The organism is Streptomyces lasiicapitis (assembly GCF_014646335.1).
Lineage (GTDB): Bacteria > Actinomycetota > Actinomycetes > Streptomycetales > Streptomycetaceae > Streptomyces > Streptomyces lasiicapitis.
On sequence record NZ_BMNG01000003.1, the window covers coordinates 646390 to 662150 of the forward strand.

Annotated in this window: 15 protein-coding genes; 6 read left to right on the forward strand and 9 right to left on the reverse strand. The window is 71.1% G+C overall.

All coding sequences use genetic code 11. The annotated features are described in order from the left end of the window. The first annotated feature begins 298 nt into the window (after positions 1-298). Together IEY91_RS08325 and IEY91_RS42315 are read left to right on the forward strand one after the other, a co-directional pair. Entirely contained in the window at positions 299-1015 is a 717-nt protein-coding gene (locus IEY91_RS08325; protein ID WP_194492285.1) for a trypsin-like serine peptidase, read from the forward strand. Positions 1016-1062: 47 nt separating this feature from the next. Next, a complete protein-coding gene (locus IEY91_RS42315) occupies positions 1063-4569 on the forward strand; it encodes an nSTAND1 domain-containing NTPase (protein ID WP_189173425.1) in 3507 nt (1168 codons plus the stop codon). Here the strand turns inward: IEY91_RS42315 and IEY91_RS08335 are convergent. Both IEY91_RS08335 and IEY91_RS08340 read right to left on the reverse strand, forming a co-directional pair. Continuing rightward, positions 4517-4732 (reverse strand): DUF397 domain-containing protein, encoded by a 216-nt coding sequence (locus IEY91_RS08335; RefSeq protein ID WP_189173426.1) that lies wholly within the window; start codon positions 4730-4732, stop codon positions 4517-4519. The two genes, IEY91_RS42315 and IEY91_RS08335, sit on opposite strands and share 53 nt — an antisense overlap. Further along, positions 4729-5562, reverse strand: coding sequence for a helix-turn-helix domain-containing protein (locus IEY91_RS08340; protein ID WP_189173427.1), 834 nt, complete (start codon positions 5560-5562; stop codon positions 4729-4731). The genes IEY91_RS08335 and IEY91_RS08340 overlap by 4 nt, the downstream gene beginning before the upstream one ends. A gap of 156 nt (positions 5563-5718) precedes the next feature. On the opposite strand from IEY91_RS08340, the gene IEY91_RS08345 reads away from it, so the two are divergent. Further along, positions 5719-6153, forward strand: a complete 435-nt coding sequence (locus tag IEY91_RS08345) for an ATP-binding protein (RefSeq protein WP_164318946.1) — start codon at positions 5719-5721, stop codon at positions 6151-6153. Here IEY91_RS08345 and IEY91_RS08350 read toward each other — a convergent pair. Further along, positions 6134-6826 carry a helix-turn-helix domain-containing protein gene (locus tag IEY91_RS08350; RefSeq protein WP_164318944.1) on the reverse strand — a complete coding sequence of 231 codons (693 nt, stop codon included), beginning with the start codon at positions 6824-6826 and terminating at the stop codon, positions 6134-6136. The two genes, IEY91_RS08345 and IEY91_RS08350, sit on opposite strands and share 20 nt — an antisense overlap. 98 nt (positions 6827-6924) lie before the next feature. Between IEY91_RS08350 and IEY91_RS08355 the strand changes: the two genes are divergently transcribed. After that, on the forward strand, positions 6925-7800 hold the full coding sequence (locus IEY91_RS08355) for an oxidoreductase (RefSeq protein ID WP_164318941.1): 876 nt from the start codon (positions 6925-6927) through the stop codon (positions 7798-7800). Between the two features lie 14 nt (positions 7801-7814). Here the strand turns inward: IEY91_RS08355 and IEY91_RS08360 are convergent, their stop codons facing one another. The 3 genes from IEY91_RS08360 to IEY91_RS08370 form a co-directional block, all read right to left on the reverse strand. After that, a complete protein-coding gene (locus IEY91_RS08360; RefSeq protein ID WP_189173428.1) occupies positions 7815-8237 on the reverse strand; it encodes an acyl-CoA thioesterase in 423 nt (140 codons plus the stop codon). A gap of 76 nt (positions 8238-8313) precedes the next feature. Next, entirely contained in the window at positions 8314-8964 is a 651-nt protein-coding gene (locus IEY91_RS08365; protein WP_189173429.1) for a hypothetical protein, read from the reverse strand. A gap of 335 nt (positions 8965-9299) precedes the next feature. After that, complete coding sequence (locus IEY91_RS08370; RefSeq protein WP_164318936.1) at positions 9300-9893, reverse strand: histidine phosphatase family protein; 594 nt, start codon at positions 9891-9893, stop codon at positions 9300-9302. Positions 9894-10028: 135 nt separating this feature from the next. Here IEY91_RS08370 and IEY91_RS08375 point away from each other — a divergent pair, with 135 nt between their 5' ends. Continuing rightward, a complete protein-coding gene (locus IEY91_RS08375; RefSeq protein WP_164318933.1) occupies positions 10029-11708 on the forward strand; it encodes a glycine/sarcosine N-methyltransferase in 1680 nt (559 codons plus the stop codon). Positions 11709-11819: 111 nt separating this feature from the next. On the opposite strand, the gene IEY91_RS08380 is transcribed toward IEY91_RS08375, so the two are convergent. The 3 genes from IEY91_RS08380 to IEY91_RS08390 are packed head-to-tail and all read right to left on the reverse strand — an operon-like array spanning position 11820 to position 14947. After that, positions 11820-13037, reverse strand: coding sequence for an FAD-dependent monooxygenase (locus IEY91_RS08380; RefSeq protein WP_189173497.1), 1218 nt, complete (start codon positions 13035-13037; stop codon positions 11820-11822). A 48-nt stretch (positions 13038-13085) separates the two neighbouring features. Next, positions 13086-13727 (reverse strand): cysteine peptidase family C39 domain-containing protein, encoded by a 642-nt coding sequence (locus IEY91_RS08385; RefSeq protein ID WP_189173430.1) that lies wholly within the window; start codon positions 13725-13727, stop codon positions 13086-13088. An 8-nt stretch (positions 13728-13735) separates the two neighbouring features. After that, the gene (locus IEY91_RS08390; RefSeq protein WP_189173431.1) at positions 13736-14947 is read right to left on the reverse strand and encodes a pyridoxal phosphate-dependent aminotransferase; all 1212 of its coding nucleotides are present in this window, start codon (positions 14945-14947) and stop codon (positions 13736-13738) included. Between the two features lie 84 nt (positions 14948-15031). Here IEY91_RS08390 and IEY91_RS08395 point away from each other — a divergent pair, with 84 nt between their 5' ends. Further along, entirely contained in the window at positions 15032-15673 is a 642-nt protein-coding gene (locus tag IEY91_RS08395) for a winged helix-turn-helix transcriptional regulator (RefSeq protein WP_189173432.1), read from the forward strand. Positions 15674-15761: the final 88 nt, after the last annotated feature.

The following is a 15761-nucleotide window of genomic DNA, read 5'->3' on the forward strand; positions in this document are numbered from 1 at the left end:
CCGCACTCGCAAGGCCATGCGTCGCTCACGAGGGGCTGCCGCAAGTCTCCTGCTCGTGGCGGGGATGATCCTTCCGCTCGCTGCGGCACCGGGGTACGCAAACGAAAGCGCCGACCCGGCAACGCCGCGGATCAGCGGTGAAGTCGCCGCCGCCAAGCCGCGCTTGACCGCGGAGGCCGCCCGTCTGGGGCGCACGCCGGGGGAGGCGCTGCGCGCCTACTGGACATCCGCCCGAATGAAGAAGGCCGGCACCGGCACCCGCGCGTCTGCCGTGAGCGTGGCCGTGGACCCTCCCAGCGTGTCTCGGGCCGTCCCGGTGTTCGGCCCTTACTCGACGGGGAAACCGAACAGGTTCATCGGGAAGGTCTTCTTCACCCTCCCCGACGGCAGGGACAGCGCGTGCAGCGGCTCCGTGGTGAGCGCGCCGAACCGGTCCTTGGTGTCCACCGCCGCGCACTGCGTGGACCCGGACGGCGGCCATGGCGACCTGGTCCGCAACTTCGTCTTCGTCCCGGCCGCCTACAACGGCACCGCTCCCCTTGGCGTATGGACTCCCCGCGTCCTCACCGTGATGAATGAGTGGCAGGACAATCCGCACCACGCGGGATGGGACCTCGGCGCCGCCATCGTGACCCGCGACCCCGCCGGCCGCGGGATCGAGGACGTCCTCGGCGCATTCGTCGTCGCGCACAACCGGGGCAACATCTTCATGAGCGCCGTCGGATACCCCGTAGACGGCCGCTTCGGGTTCGCGATCCAGCAGTGGTACTGCGCCGGCAGGACGACGATCCTCGACAGCACACAGCCCGGGACCGGCAGGGAACGGTCGATGATGTGCGATTTCGTACCAGGGGCCAGTGGTGGCCCGTGGTACTGGGGAGTCCGACCGATTCCCGGGTTCCCCGTCATCTGGTACCTCGGCGGCCAGACCGCCAAGACCGGCCAAGGGTTCAGCCACAGCCCGCACTTCGGCGACAGGGCCCTCGCCTTCTATGATTTGGTGGGCCGGATCTAGGACGGCGGCGCAGCTGTCCGTCGCATCGTGCCGCCTAGGCTGTCCGGGTGGACCGGCGCCGGCTGAAGCTCTGTGTGGATGTACTGCTGGTGCTCGTCGCCGCGCTCATGGGGCTCGCGGCGAACTACGCGACCAGCCGGACGGACCAAGTGCCGTGGGTTCTGCGGGTGTTGCGGGATTGGTCGTTGCCGCTGCTCGGCCTCGCGGTGCTGCTGCTCGTGGCCGGGCAGGTGTGGCTGCATCTGCTCGAACGGCCTGCTCCCGGCCGACCGGCCTGGGATGCAAGTCAGCCTCCCTATCCGGGACTTGAGGCGTTCACCGAGGACGACGCGGGGGTGTTCTTCGGGCGGGACCGGGAGATCGCGGAGCTGGTGGCCCGGCTGCACCCCGTCTCTGCGGTCGCCGCCGCGCGCCGCTGCGTCGCCGTCATCGGGCCGTCCGGCAGCGGGAAGTCGTCCCTTGTGCGGGCCGGGCTGCTGCCCGCGCTGGCCGCGCGGCGGGGGCGGTGGGTGGTCGTGCCGCCGTTCTCGCCGGGGGCGGATCCGGTGGCGGGGCTGGCGTCCGGCCTCGCGGAGGTGGGGCGGCTGCGGGGTTCTCGTACGGTACGTGGCGGACGTACCGCTCCGGCTCTGCTGGTCGTCGACCAGCTTGAGGAGCTGCTCACGCTGGCGGGGGAGCGGGAGCGTGAGGCGTTCTTGGGGCGGGTGGCGCAGGCCTTGGAGGCCGATCCGCACCTGTGGGTGGTGGCCACGCTGCGGTCGGACTTCCTGACGGAGTTCTTGGAGACGGGGCACGCGGTGCTCGTCCAACAGCCCGTACTCATCGGGACACTTGGACGTGCCGAGTTGTTCGACGTGATCGAGAAGCCGGGGGAGCGGGCCGGGCTTGCGTTTCCACCCGCGTTGGTGGCGCGGATGGTCGACGACACGGGTGGTGGCGACGCGCTACCGCTGTTGGCGTACACGTTGCAGGCGCTGTTCCTGCGGGCGCGGGGCCGGTCGGCCGACGTCGTCACGGAGGATGACTACCGCCAACTCGGCGGCGTGGCTGGGGCGTTGTCCGATCAGGCCGATCGGATCCACGCGGAGCTGTGCGTGGCGGACGCGGGGGCGGCGGTGCTGCCCACGCTGCTGAAGTTCGTGTCCCTGGAGCACGGGGAGCCCACGCGGCGGCGGGTGGCGCGGGGTGACCTCGCTGCGGGGGAGCGGGCCGTCGTGGAGGCGTTTGTTGCCGGGCGGTTGCTCACCGGGGACGGGGATGTCCTCGATGTGGCGCACGAGGCGCTGTTCCGGCGGTGGGCGCCGCTGCGGGACGCCGTCGCGGCCGGGGCGGAGGTGTTGCGGCGGCGTACGGAGTTGGAGCGGGCCGCGCGGGACTGGGTGAGTGCGGGGTGGCGGGACGCGTATTTGTTGAGCGGGGAGAGGTTGGCTGTCGCGCGGGAGTGGGTGGGGGAGGCGCCTGAGGTGTTCGCGGGGGTGTCGGTGGTCATCGACTTCCTTGACGTTTCCGAACTGCACGACTCGGCCGCGCTGGAGCGCATGGCCGACGCCGTGGCGCGGCGGGCCATCGAAGTTGCCTCGCGGGACCCGGAGTTGGCGGTGCTCGCAGCGATCGCGGCGGTCGAGGAGTGCGCGCCTACTTCCTTGGCGCGGCAGGCGCTGCACGCCGCGCTCAATGTGGCGCGGCGGTGCGCGGTCTTCCGGGGGCACGAGCAGGACATCAACTGCGTGGCCTGGTCGCCCGGTGGGGCGTGGCTTGCGACGGCTTCGGACGACGGGACCGTGCGGGTGTGGGACCCGGAGGGGCGTGTTGAGCCCGTCGTCCTCACGCGGGCGGGCGGCGGGGACCGGATGCAGGTGCTTGCGTGGTCGCCGGACGGCAGGAAGATCGCGGCCGGGTCGCGGGACCGGACGATCACCGTGTGGAAGGTGAGGACGCGCGCCGAGCTGGGTCTGTTCGTCGGGCATGGCGCGCCGGTCGGCAGTGTGTCCTGGGCGCCGGACGGTGGCCGGTTGGTCAGTGCGGGCACCGACCACGTTGTTCACTTCTGGAACGCCGGGACGTACGCGGAGACAGCCGCGTCGACGAACGGCGAACGGCTGGGGTGGAACGTGGCGTGGTCGCCCGACGGCCGCTGGATTGCGGGTTCGTCCGCCGACGGCACTGTTGCCGTGTGGGCCCCGGCTCGGCGAGCCCTACGCGCGCTCGCCGGGCACGACGGTGCCGTGGCGGCTCTGGCCTGGTCGCCCGACGGGTGCCGACTCGCGTCGGTGTCGGAGGACCGGACCGCCCGCGTTTGGAACATGGGCCGGTATTGGCAGGCGGAGGGAATGGGCCCGGCGTATACGTTCGAGACCTTGGAGCCGCTGAGCTGCGTCGCGTGGTCCTCGGACGGCGAACGCATCGCTGTGGGCGACGACCGCACCATACGCATGTGGACCCTGGACACGCGTGAGGAGCTGGCACTCCTCGGCCACGGCGATAGCGTCAACTCCGTCGCCTGGCACGCTGACCGCATCGCCTCCGTGTCCCGGGACCGGACCCTGGCCCTGTGGGATGTCCACGCGCCCGGCGGTCAACTCGCCACCCTGCGGGGCCACCAAGGCTGCGTGACGAGCGTCGGCTGGTCCAGGTCGGGCACCCATCTCGTTACTGGTAGCGCCGACGGGACCGTCAACATCTGGGACGTGGCGCAAGGACGCGTGTCGGCGACGACGCACAGCGGCCAAGAGGTGGGCGGCGCCGCCTTCTCGCCCGACGGCACCCGCATCGCGGTCGCCGACCACAGCGGCCACGCGTTCCTCTGGCGACCGCCCGAGGTGACGGCAGACACCTTCCTGGACGGCCACCGCGAGGCCGTCACCTCCCTCGCCTGGTCCCCGGACGGCACCCGCATCGCCACCACGTCCCGTGACGGCACCAGCCGCATCTGGGACGCGAGCGACGGCCGCGAACTCATGACCCTGAACGCCCCCGGAAGGTACTGGCTCGGCGGCGCCGCGTGGTCCCCCGACGGCCGCTACCTCGCCACGTCCGCCACCGACAAGGCGTTCCGCGTCTGGGACGTAGAGCGGGGCGAGCCCGTGGCGACCATCGAGGGCCACACCGACTACGTGTGGCGCATCGCCTGGTCGCCCGACGGCCGCCGCATCGCTACCGGCTCGCGGGACCGTACCGTCCGCCTCTGGGACCCCTTCGAGGGCACGGAGTTGCGCAAGATGACCGGCCACACGGACCGGGTGCAGGGCATCGGCTGGTCCCCGGACGGCACGCGCCTGGCCACCGCGTCCTGGGACCGCACGGTCCGCCTGTGGGACCCCGACGAAGGCCGCGAGCTCGCGGTCATCGGCGTACACGACGACCAGGTCAACGGGCTGGCCTGGTCGCCGGACGGCACGCGCTTGGCCACGGTCTCCCGTGACCGTACGGTCCGCATCTGGAACCCGACGACGGACCTGAACCCCCTGCTGGAGCGGGCCCGTTCACGCGTCTTCCGCGACCTCACGGACGAGGAGCGGCGCAGCCTGCTGCTTCCTGCGCGGAGGCGTACGTGAGGAAGTCGGCCCAGGCGGTGGGTTCCAGGGAGAGTTGGGGGCCGCGGGGGTTCTTGGAGTCGCGTACGTGTATGGCGCCGGGGCATGTGGCGACTTCGACGCAGTCGCCGTCACCGCTGCTGCTGTAGCTGCTCTTGAACCAGGTCAGTTCGGTGGTGCTCATTGCGCTCCTCGCATCCGCTGCAGCAGGCTCATCGAGGCCTTGAGGGAGAGGGCCTGTGAGCGCATCCTGGCATATCGAGTCTGGAGCACGCTGATCTCTTTTGGGTCGGAGATGAGCTGGCCGGACCGCTGCCCTTCGCAGTACGCGAACCACTTGTTGTCCGGAGTCTCCAAGAGCTGCATGGGGCCCGCCAGTCCGGCGTGGCTCTCGCTGACCAGTGGCATGACCTGGATCTCGATGTTGCGCCTCTCGGCCAAGCCGAGGATGTGGTCGATGAGTTCGAGGGTGACCGCAGCGCCTCCCATTCGGCGGTGGAACAGGTGCTCTTCGAGGATGAAGCTGTACGCGGTGTTCGGCCGCTCCGTGAGCAACGTCTGTCGCTCCAGGAGCGCTGTGAGCTGCGCTTCGATCTGCTCGTCGTTCAGCGGCGGGAGTTGGTCCGCGAACAGGGCATGTGCGTACGCGGGAGTCTGCAACAGGCCCGGAACCATCCGGCACTCGTACGTGTAGAGGGTGAGTGCCTCCTGCTCCAGCTGGGCCCACCGCTTGAACCACGACGCCAACCCCCGCTGCCGCGAAAGCTGATGGGCGACCAACCGCAGCGTCCCGAACGCGTCGAGCGTCACCTCCGTCTGGTCCACGAACCGAGGCGGCGGAAACCGCCTCCCCTGCTCAATGGACGCAATGAAATGCGCCGAGTACCCGATCTCCGGAGCCAGCGACTCCTGCGTGTACCCGGCCCGCTTGCGAAAGCTCTTCAGGGCCGCGCCGAAGGCCTTCAGGCCATCGGTCGGCTCGGGCTCATTCGTGCCAGGCGTGCTTGACGACATCACGGGTCTCCCCAGACGCTTGCGTACCGTTCCCCGCCAACGCGCCCATGCTCACGGACAGTTACCCGTACTGTCCACACTTCGCACCCGTACACTTACGGAGCGTACGAGTTCCGCACCTCCCCGGGAGGACGTCCCGCCCGCCACCTTGGGCGCATGCCAGCCCAAGCACAGACGCCCGTCCCCGTACACGCGTTCACACAGCGACTCAGTGCGACGCCCAGAGGTGCCCGTCTGGCGAGACGGATCGCGCGGCACCGGCTCGACCAGTGGGGCATCCCGTACGAAAGCGAATGGTCACGCGCCGTGGCCCAAGTGGTCGCGGAACTCGCGGCGAACGCGGCGACGCACGGCAGGGTCCCGGGCCGGGACATCGAGCTGAGACTGTTCCTCCAGGCGGACGCCGTACGCATCGAAATGACGGATACGCGCGGTGAGTGCGGGCCGCCGGGAAGCCCTCAACTCCCGGACGGGGAGGCCGAGTCGGGCCGCGGACTCGTCCTGGTCGAGGCCCTCGCCGCACGGTGGGGCGTGGACGCCAGGCCCGTCGGCAAGACGGTGTGGGCGCTGGTCAGCCCGCCCGACGGCTGAGTACCCCGGCCTGGAAGCGCGACGTCGCGCCGAGGTCGGCCATCAGCGCGGCCACCCGCCGCCGGTACGTCCGCAGGGACATGCCGAGGCGGCGCGCGGCGGTCTCGTCGGTCAGCCCGTCCGCCAGGGCGGCGAGCACCGCGCGGGACTCCTCGTCGAGGACGGGAGGGCGGGCGGAGGCCGAGGCGGCCGGGCCAAGGCAGTCCGCGAGGTCGTCCGCCGCCTCCCACGTCGCGTACAGCAGGGAGCGGACGCCCTCGACGACGTCCGGCTCGCGGATCACCGTGTACGTGCGGGCGCCGCGCGCCTCGGAGCCCGCGAGGATCGCCACGCGGCCGTCGATGACGATCGCCTCGCGGGCGAGCGGCGCCGAAGAGATCCGTACGTGCGCGCCGGACGCGGCGATACGGGCGAGGCGCCGCTCGGACTCGGGGTCGCCGAGGGCCGCGCGCGTGTACACCTTGCGCATCGCGAGGCCGTCGGGGCCCGGCCGCAGGCGGGGCCGCCGCCCCTCGTTGAAGACGGCGTTCGTCCCGGCGGACCAGGTCACGAGATCCGTGGCGCCGCACAGGTACTCCGTGCGCGCCGACGCGATGAGGTCCCCGGCCCGCCGCACCAGCTCGGCCTCGCCGCGCAAGGTGACGATCGCCGCCGCCGCTCCGCCGTGCTCCATGTCCCGGTCCCGCCTCCCCGTTTCCGTACGCCTCGGCCGTACTGGCAACAACGTGCCACCCGCGCCCGCTCAGCCCGCCCCGCCCGCAGGATATGGCCATGCCGAACGTGAACGACATCCACGCATCCGCCGCCGGCCATCTGCTCATCGGCGGTGACCTGCCCGTACAGCGCATGGGCTTCGGCGCCATGCGGCTGCCGAGCCGCACCTGGGACGGGCCTCCGCACGACCCGGACAACGCCCGCGCCGTGCTGCGCCGCGCCGTCGAGCTCGGCGTCGACCACATCGACACGGCCGCCTTCTACTTCTACAAGGACCTGGCCGCCAACGATTTCATCCGCGAGGCCCTCCACCCGTACCCGGACAATCTCGTCATCGCCACCAAGGTCGGCCCCGACCGCGACCGGGACCACAACTGGCTCACGCCCGCGGACCCGGCGAAGCTCAAGGCCGACGTGCACCGGAACCTGCGGCAGCTCGGCCGCGAGCAGCTCGACCTCGTCTACCTGCGCTTCCACGGTGAGGAGGGGCCGGGCAACGGCCGCTTCGAGGCCCTCGCCGAACTGCGCGAGCAGGGCCTGATCCGGCACCTCGGCGTCAGCAACGCCACGCCGGAACAGCTCGCCGAGGCCCAGTCCGTCGCGCCCGTCGCCGCCGTACAGAACAAGTTCAGCCCCGTCGACCGGGGCGCCGACGCGAAGGCCATGGTCGAGCTGTGCGCCGGGCAGGACATCGCCTTCGTGCCGTTCTACCCGCTGGGCGGGACCGGTGCCCCGCACATCGAGGGCCTGCGGCGGGTGGCCGACCGGCACGGCGCGACGGCCGCGCAGGTCGGCCTCGCCTGGTCCCTCTCCGTGTCCCCGACCGTCCTCGCCATCCCCGGCACGTCCTCCCTCGCCCACCTGGAGGAGAACATCGCGGCGGCCGCGCTGCGCCTGGACGCGGCCGACCTCGCGGAGCTGGGTTCCGCCTGACTTCGTGGGGCTTCTCAGAGGCCGAGGACGCGCGGGTCCGACGCAAGCGCCCTGAAGTACTCCCCGGGGGCCGGCACCATCCTGCGCTCCTTGAGGTCGAGCAGGCCGCCGAGGCCGGAGACCGTCGCGGCCACCGTGCCGTCCGCCTTCGTGATGGTCTGCTCGACCTTGAACGTCTTGCCCTCGCTCCACACGAACACGCAGTCCACCCGGACCTCGTCGCCCGCGCGCAGCTCGCTGCGGTACCGCACCGTGTTCTCCAGGGCGACGGGGCCGACGCCCTTGTCGATGAGGTCCTGCTGGTCGATGCCCGCCGCCCGCAGGATCGACCAGCGCGCGTGCTCCGCGTACTGCAAGTACACGGACTGGTTGAGGTGGCCCTGCGAGTCCGTCTCGTACCCACGGACGGTGACGCTCACGGCAAACTGCTCGGACACGACTTCCCCTTCGGTTCGGTGCAACTCTCAACGGCGGGTCGATCCACGGCATTCCGGCCTCCCGGTGGCCCCCGCCTCACGCCCGCCGCGGTGACGCCAGTACGTACCGCCGCCCCGTACGGGCCTCCCCGTGCTCGCTGACCTGCCAGCCCGCCCGCTCCAGGGCCGTCGCGCACGCGCGCACGCCCTCGGCGGTGGGCTCGCGCACCGCGACGGCGTCCGGCTGTTCCGTCGCGGTCACGCGGTAGCCCTCGCGGCCGGGGCGGGCGGGGGCGCGGCTCGGTCGGGCGGGTACGCGGCCCGCTGCCTCCAGGGCTATCGCGGCCGCCTGCGGCAGATGCGCGCGCTCCCACTCGCACGGCCTCTCCTTGTCCCCGTCCGGATTCGTCATCCGGCGCATCTCGACCAGGCCCAGCCACGCGCCGCGCACCTCACGGGCCCGGGAGGGACCGTCCTCGTCCGGCGCCTCCTCCGTCCCCGTACGAGCCGCGAACACCCCTGCGACCGGCTCCACCGGTGCCGTCTCCGGCGCCGTCCCCACCGGCTCGTCCCGGACGCGGTGGCCCGCCGGCGTCAGGAAATACGCGTGCGGCGGGCGCGGGTGCCGGAACGCGAGCTGCAACCGCACCAGGGCGGTGAGTTGCGCCTCCGTCCCGGTCAGGCGGCCCGTGACCGGGTCCGCCGCCGCGATGATCCGCCGCTGCGCGGGCGTCGTCGGTTTGGCCATGCATCCGATGGTGCCTCGTGCCACTGACAAACGGCTCCCGATCGTCCCGGGACCGACCGGTGATCAAGGCCGGGGGGTGGGGCGGGGGTTGGTGCCTTCGCGGGGCGCCCCAGTCCCGCCCCTTCCCGAAACTGGGGGCTCTGCCCCCAGACCCCCGCTCCTCAAACGCCGGAGGGGCTATAGACAGCCCGTCCGGCGTTTGAGGACGAGCCGCGAAGCGGCGATTGCGGGGTCCAGGGGCGGCAGCCCCTGGTTACGGGAAGGGGCGCCCGCGCGCGGAGCGCGCTATTGGACGCAGTGGGGAGCCCCCGGTAGGGCCCACCCCCCACCCACCCTCACGGCCGCACATTCCACGTCGCCAGCACCGGCCGCCCGTGTTCATAGCTCAGGCGGCTCACCGTCCCGGTGGCGAGCTGGAAGAGGGCGCCCGCCGACGGGGGCAGGCCCAGGCGGCGGGCAGTGAGGACGCGGAGGTAGTGGCCGTGGGCGAAGAGGGCGACGCTGCCCTCGGTGTTGGCGAGGGCGGCGTCGACCTTGGCGAGCATGCGGTCCGCGCGGGCGCCGACGTCGTCGGGGGATTCGCCGGGGTGCTCCGGGGGACCGGGGGCGGCGCCGTCGGTGAAGAGGAACCAGTCGGGGTGGGTTCGGTGGATTTCTACCGTTGTGATGCCTTCGTACGCGCCGTAGTCCCACTCCGCCATGTCCGGATCGACACGAGCCTGCCCAAAGCCGGCCAACTCCGCCGTCTCACGCGCGCGCACGCGCGGGGACGTGAATGCCGCGTCCACGCGGTACTTCCCGATGAGCGGGGCGAGCGCCCGCGCCTGGGCGCGTCCGTTGTCGGTGAGCGGCACGTCCGACCAGCTCGTATGCCGTCCCGACCGGGACCACTCGGTCTCACCGTGCCGGACGAGGAGAAGATCACCCATGGTGTGAACGGTCCTGTTCTGGTCGGCGGAATGTCAGCTCCGCGTATGTATACGAAGCCCGGACGCTTAGGGGTACCCACCTCGGGATAGCGATGTGCCCAGGCCATCCCCCATTGAAGTCGAAGGGCATTCATCGTGCATCCGGCTCAGAAATTCGGCGACAACCCTGTCGAAGTACGAGAAACCGGCCACTACACGGAGGAATACGTACCAAGCTTCGTCGAGAAGTGGGACTCGCTCATAGACTGGGAGCGAAGGGCGGGCAGTGAAGGCGACTTCTTCATGGACCTGCTGCGCAAGCGGGGCGTGAAGAGCGTCCTCGACGTGGCGACGGGCACCGGGTTCCACTCGGTGCGGCTGCTCGCCGCCGGGTTCGACACCGTCAGCGCGGACGGCAGCGCCGACATGCTGGCGGCGGCCTTCGCCAACGGCATGAAGGACGGCCACGTCATGCGGGTCGTGCAGGCGGACTGGCGCTGGCTCAACCGCGACGTGCACGGCGAGTACGACGCCATCGTCTGCCTCGGCAACTCCTTCACCCACCTGTTCTCCGAGCGCGACCGCCGCCGCGCGCTCGCCGAGTTCTACGCGATGCTGAAACACGACGGCATCCTCGTCCTGGACCAGCGCAACTACGACGCGATCCTCGACGACGGCTACACCAGCAAGCACAAGTACTACTACTGCGGCGAAGACGTCTCCGTGGAGCCCGAGTACGTGGACGAGGGGCTCGTGCGGATGCGTTACAGCTTCCCGGACGACTCCGTCTACCACCTCAACATGTTTCCGCTGCGCAAGGACTACACCCGCAGACTGATGTCGGAGGTGGGCTTCCAGAACGTCGAGACCTACGGCGACTTCCAGCACACCTACCGGGGCGAACAGCCCGACTTCTTCGTGCACGTCGCGGAGAAGGAGTACCGGACGGACGACGAGGAGGACGAGCGCTACACCGGGGCGGTAGGGGTCGCCCGCAACTACTACAACTCCTCCGACGCCGACACCTTCTACGCCAAGGTGTGGGGCGGCGAGGACATCCACATCGGCCTCTACGAAGGCATCGACGAGCCCATCGCCGACGCCAGCCGCCGCACCGTCGAGCGGATGGCCGGAAAGCTGGGCCTCACCCGGGACTCCGTCGTCCTCGACCTGGGCTCCGGCTACGGCGGTTCGGCGCGCTATCTGGCATCGACGTACGGCTGCCGGGTCCTCGCGCTCAACCTCAGCGAGGTGGAGAACCAGCGCCACAAGGAGCTGAACCACGCCCGCGGTCTCTCCGGTCTCATCGAGGTCGTCGACGGGTCCTTCGAGGACATCCCCTACCCGGACGACGTGGTCGACGTCGTGTGGTCGCAGGACGCCTTCCTGCACAGCGGCAACCGCGCCCGCGTCCTGGAGGAGGTCTCCCGGGTGCTGCGGCCCGGCGGGCAGCTCATCTTCACCGACCCCATGGCCGTCGACGACTGCCCGCCCGGAGTGCTGCAGCCGATCCTCGACCGCATCCACCTCGACAACATGGGCTCACCCGGCTTCTACGCGAGTGAGCTGGCGCGGCTCGGGTTCGTGCCCCAGGGCGGAGGGCCCGCAGGACCCGGCGGACGCGGCGGATTCGAGGAGCACCGCGAGCAGTTGGTCACGCACTACGCGCGCGTCCTGGAGGAGACCCGACGGCAGGAGGCGGACGGACTGGCTGGCCAGGTCAGCCACGACTACCTCACGCAGATGAAGAAAGGCCTCGCCCGCTGGGTCGACGCCGGCGGGGACGGGCACATCACGTGGGGCATCCTGCACTACCGGCGCGGCGACGGCGCCTGACAGGAGGCCGGAGCACCGGAGCAGCGGGGCAGCGCCGACAGGCCCCGGTGCTCCGGCCCACGCGGGCTCCGGGTCAGTCCCATGTTCCGGGTTCCGGCCGTGCTTCGACGCTCAGCGCGAGCGCAGCTCACGTCCGCCGAACGCCCCCGACCCGTCCGCCCGCCGCCACCACGCCTCCAGGCCAGGCTGGTCCAGGTCCCGCCAGCGCGGGGTCTCCTCCACCAGGGCCCGGCCGAGCCGCCGCCCCAGGTCGACCATCGTGCGGCCCGCGACGGTGCGGTCGGTGTCGTACGACTCCAAGGCCTCCGGCCACGTCGTCGCCGTGGCGATGGCGGACTCCAGGACCGTGGCGTCCTGGAGGGCCTTCACCGCGCCCGCGCCGGTGTGCGGGCGCGCGACCGTCGCCGCGTCGCCCGCGAGGAGCACCCGGTCGCGGGCGTAGCGGGGCGCCGTGAAGTCGTACATGGGCTGGAGGAACAGCTCGTCGGGCTCGGTCGCGCGGACCAGGGCGCCCCAGTAGGGCGGCAGCAACTCGTCGGCGACGTACGCGAGATGGGCGCCCAGGGTGTCGGTGAGACCGCCGGGCGGCAGGCTGGTGGGGCTGGTGAAGCCGAGCCGGGAGTCCAGGCCCGGGGGTGGCGCCGTGTACAGGACCCAGTTGACGCGGTGGCCGCCCGCGCCGTCCGGGATGCGGTAGACGATCACGTGCCCGCCGTCGAAGACGACGTACACGCAGTCCTCCTCGGCCCACAGGTGCGGATCGGCGAGACGCGTCTCGGGGTAGGCGCCGCGCCAGGCCAGATAGCCCGCGTACTCGGCGCGCAGGCCCGGGTGGGCGGCGTCGCGGACCACCGAGCGGTAGCCGTCCGCGCCGATGACGACGTCGAACCGCTCCGTGCCGCCGTCGGCGTCCACCTCCGCGCCCACCGGCGAGGAACGCACGGCCTCCACCGACGTGCCGGTGCGGAACTCCACGGACTCGGGCACCCGGCGCCGCAGCTCGCCCCAGAGCGGGCCCCAGTTGTAGGTGCGGAACGGGAACGGCATGGTGCCGATCTGCTGCCCGAGGGGGCCCGACGCCCGCTCGTCCCGCACGTACCAGCGGCGTCTGACGATCTGCACCCAGGGCATGTCGGCGTCCATGTAACCGGCCGACTCCAGTTCCGCGTAACGGGAGTTGTGCACCGCGAGGCCCACGCCCCGCTCCGCGAGCCGGCCCGCGGCCCGCTCGTACACCGTGATCTCGTCCGCGCCGCCACGGTGCGCCGCCAGCGCCATGGCGCACCCCGCGACGCTGCCGCCCACGACGGCGACCCTGCCTGAATGCATCATCACGCCATCCTGGCAGGCAAGATGACGTTCTGTCATGAGCGCGATTCAGCGCGTGGCCGACACGCCCATACGGGTGACCATGGACACTCCGCGGCCCGCGAAGAACGGTTCGAAGGCTTCCGGGGACAGCTCGGCCGTGCGGGAGCGCGCGTCGATGCCCGACGGGTTGTGGAGGTGCAGCAAGCCGTCCGGCGTGCGCCCCGTGAGCAGCACCAGATGCCCGCCCCGGCCCGGCGCGGGCCGCTCCGGGCGGCGGATCTCGAAGTGCACGGAAGTCATCACCGTCCGCCCCTCGTCGAGGAGTTGGAGGATCTCGTCGAGCGCGAGGTGCCGGTGCACGGTCGCCTCCACGCCGTGCACGTCGCGTGCGTACTCGGCGAAGGGGGCGTAGATCAGCCCGTGGATCACGCCCTCTGTGTCCTCCGTGTACGCCCCGTACTTCAACGCGCCGTCACGCAACTCGAAAAGCGACGGCGCGTCCGGGCCGAGCGCCATCCGGAAACACGCGATCCCGCACAGGTGGGCGCACCAGCGCGCGTAGTCCTCCAGCGTCGCCGCGCCCGACTCCCGCCAGGCCGGGTCGTCCGCGCGGTCATGACCCTCGTACACGATCTTCGCGACGAGGTCCGGCGAGGCGAACTGGGTGAGGGAAGGGGTCCCGCAGGTGGTGCAGAGGGTCACCGACACGCTCCTCGCTACTGGCGGTAGCCGCTCAGGAAGCGGCCGATGCGGCTGATCGCCGCGTCCAGATCGTCAGCGTACGGGAGGGTAAGGATGCGGAAGTGGTCGGGGCGCGGCCAGTTGAAGCCGGTGCCCTGGACGACTTGGATCTTCTCCTGGAGGAGCAGGTCGAGGACGAACTTCTCGTCGTCGTGGATCTTGTGCACCTTGGGGTCCAGGCGCGCGAACGCGTACAGCGCGCCGCGCGGCTTCACGCACGAGACGCCGGGGATCTCGTTGAGCTTCTGCCAGGCGCGGTCGCGCTGTTCGTACAGGCGGCCGCCGGGCGCGGTCAGTTCGTGGATGGACTGGCGGCCGCCGAGCGCGGCCTGGATCGCGTACTGGGCGGGGGCGTTGGGGCACAGGCGCATGGAGGCCAGCATCGTCAGGCCCTCCAGATAGCTCCGCGCGTGCTGCTTGGGTCCCGTCACCACCAGCCAGCCGGAGCGGAAGCCCGCGACGCGGTACGTCTTCGACAGGCCGCAGAAGGTCAGGACCACCAGGTCGGGGGCCAGGGCCGCGACGCTGTGGTGCACCGCGTCGTCGTACAGGATCCGGTCGTAGATCTCGTCGGCGAACACCATCAGGCCGTGGCGGCGCGCCAGATCGAGCATGCCTTCGAGGATCTCGCGCGGATAGACCGCGCCCGTCGGGTTGTTCGGGTTGATGATCACCAGTGCCTTGGTGCGGTCGGTGATCTTCGACGCCAGGTCGTCGAGGTCCGGGTACCAGTCGGCCTGCTCGTCGCACAGGTAGTGCACGGCCTTGCCGCCGGAGAGGGTCGTCACGGCCGTCCAGAGAGGGAAGTCCGGTGCGGGGATGAGGACTTCGTCGCCGTCTTCGAGCAGCGCCTGTACGGCCATCGTGACCAGCTCGGACACGCCGTTGCCGAGGAAGACGTCGTCCACGTCGATGTCGTCGAGGCCGAGCGCCTGATAGCGCTGGACCACGGCGCGGCGCGCGGAGAGGACACCGCGCGAGTCCGTGTACCCGTGCGCGCCCGGCAGCATCCGGATCATGTCCTGGACGATCTCCTCGGGCGCCTCGAAACCGAAGAGCGCGGGGTTGCCGGTGTTCAGGCGCAGGACGCTGTGGCCCGCCTCCTCCAGGGCGTTGGCGTGCTCGATGACCGGGCCCCGGATCTCGTAACAGACCTCGCTGAGCTTGCTCGACTGCCGGAACTCCATGCGGTGTGCCTCCCGTGGCGTGCGTTACTTGGTTTTACCAAGTCGCCGCTTGGAAAGTCCAACAAGTTGTCTAGACTGCGACGCATGCCACCTCGACAGCGCCGAAGCTACGACCAGTACTGCGCCGCCGCCCGCGCGCTCGACGCCGTCGGCGATCGCTGGACCCTGCTGATCGTCCGCGAGCTGCTTGCCGGGCCCCGGCGGTACACCGATCTGCACGCCGATCTGCCCGGGGTCAGCACGGATGTGCTCGCCTCCCGGCTCAAGGACATGGAGCAGGTGGGGCTCGCGAGCCGGCGTCGGCTTGCGCCGCCCGCTTCTTCGTACGTCTACGAACTCACCGACCGTGGGCGGGAGTTGCTGCCCGTGCTGCGGGCGCTTGCCGCGTGGGGCGCCCCCGAGCTCGCCGAGCGGCGGCCCACCGACGCGGTGCGTGCGCACTGGTTCGCGCTGCCGTTGCTCGGGGCGTTGGGTTCTTCTTCGGAGGAGGGGCTGCTTGAAGTCCGCCTGGACGAGGGGGAGTTCCATGTGTGGGTGCGGGGTGGTGGGGAGGTCTCCTATGGGGATGGGCCTGCGCCGGGTGAGGTTGATGCGTGGGTGACGTTGGACGCGGGGACGGCCGTTGCGGTGAGCCGAGGTGAGCTGAGCTTTGCCGAGGGTGTGCGGGGCGGGCGGATCGTGGTGGTTGGGGAGGGGGCGGTGGCGAAGGTGTTGCGGGAGGGGTGAGGGGGTGGGCCTGGGGCCCTCGCGGGGAGCGCCCCAGGCCCACCCCTTCCCGTAACCAGGGGCTGCCGCCCCTGGACCCCGCTATCGG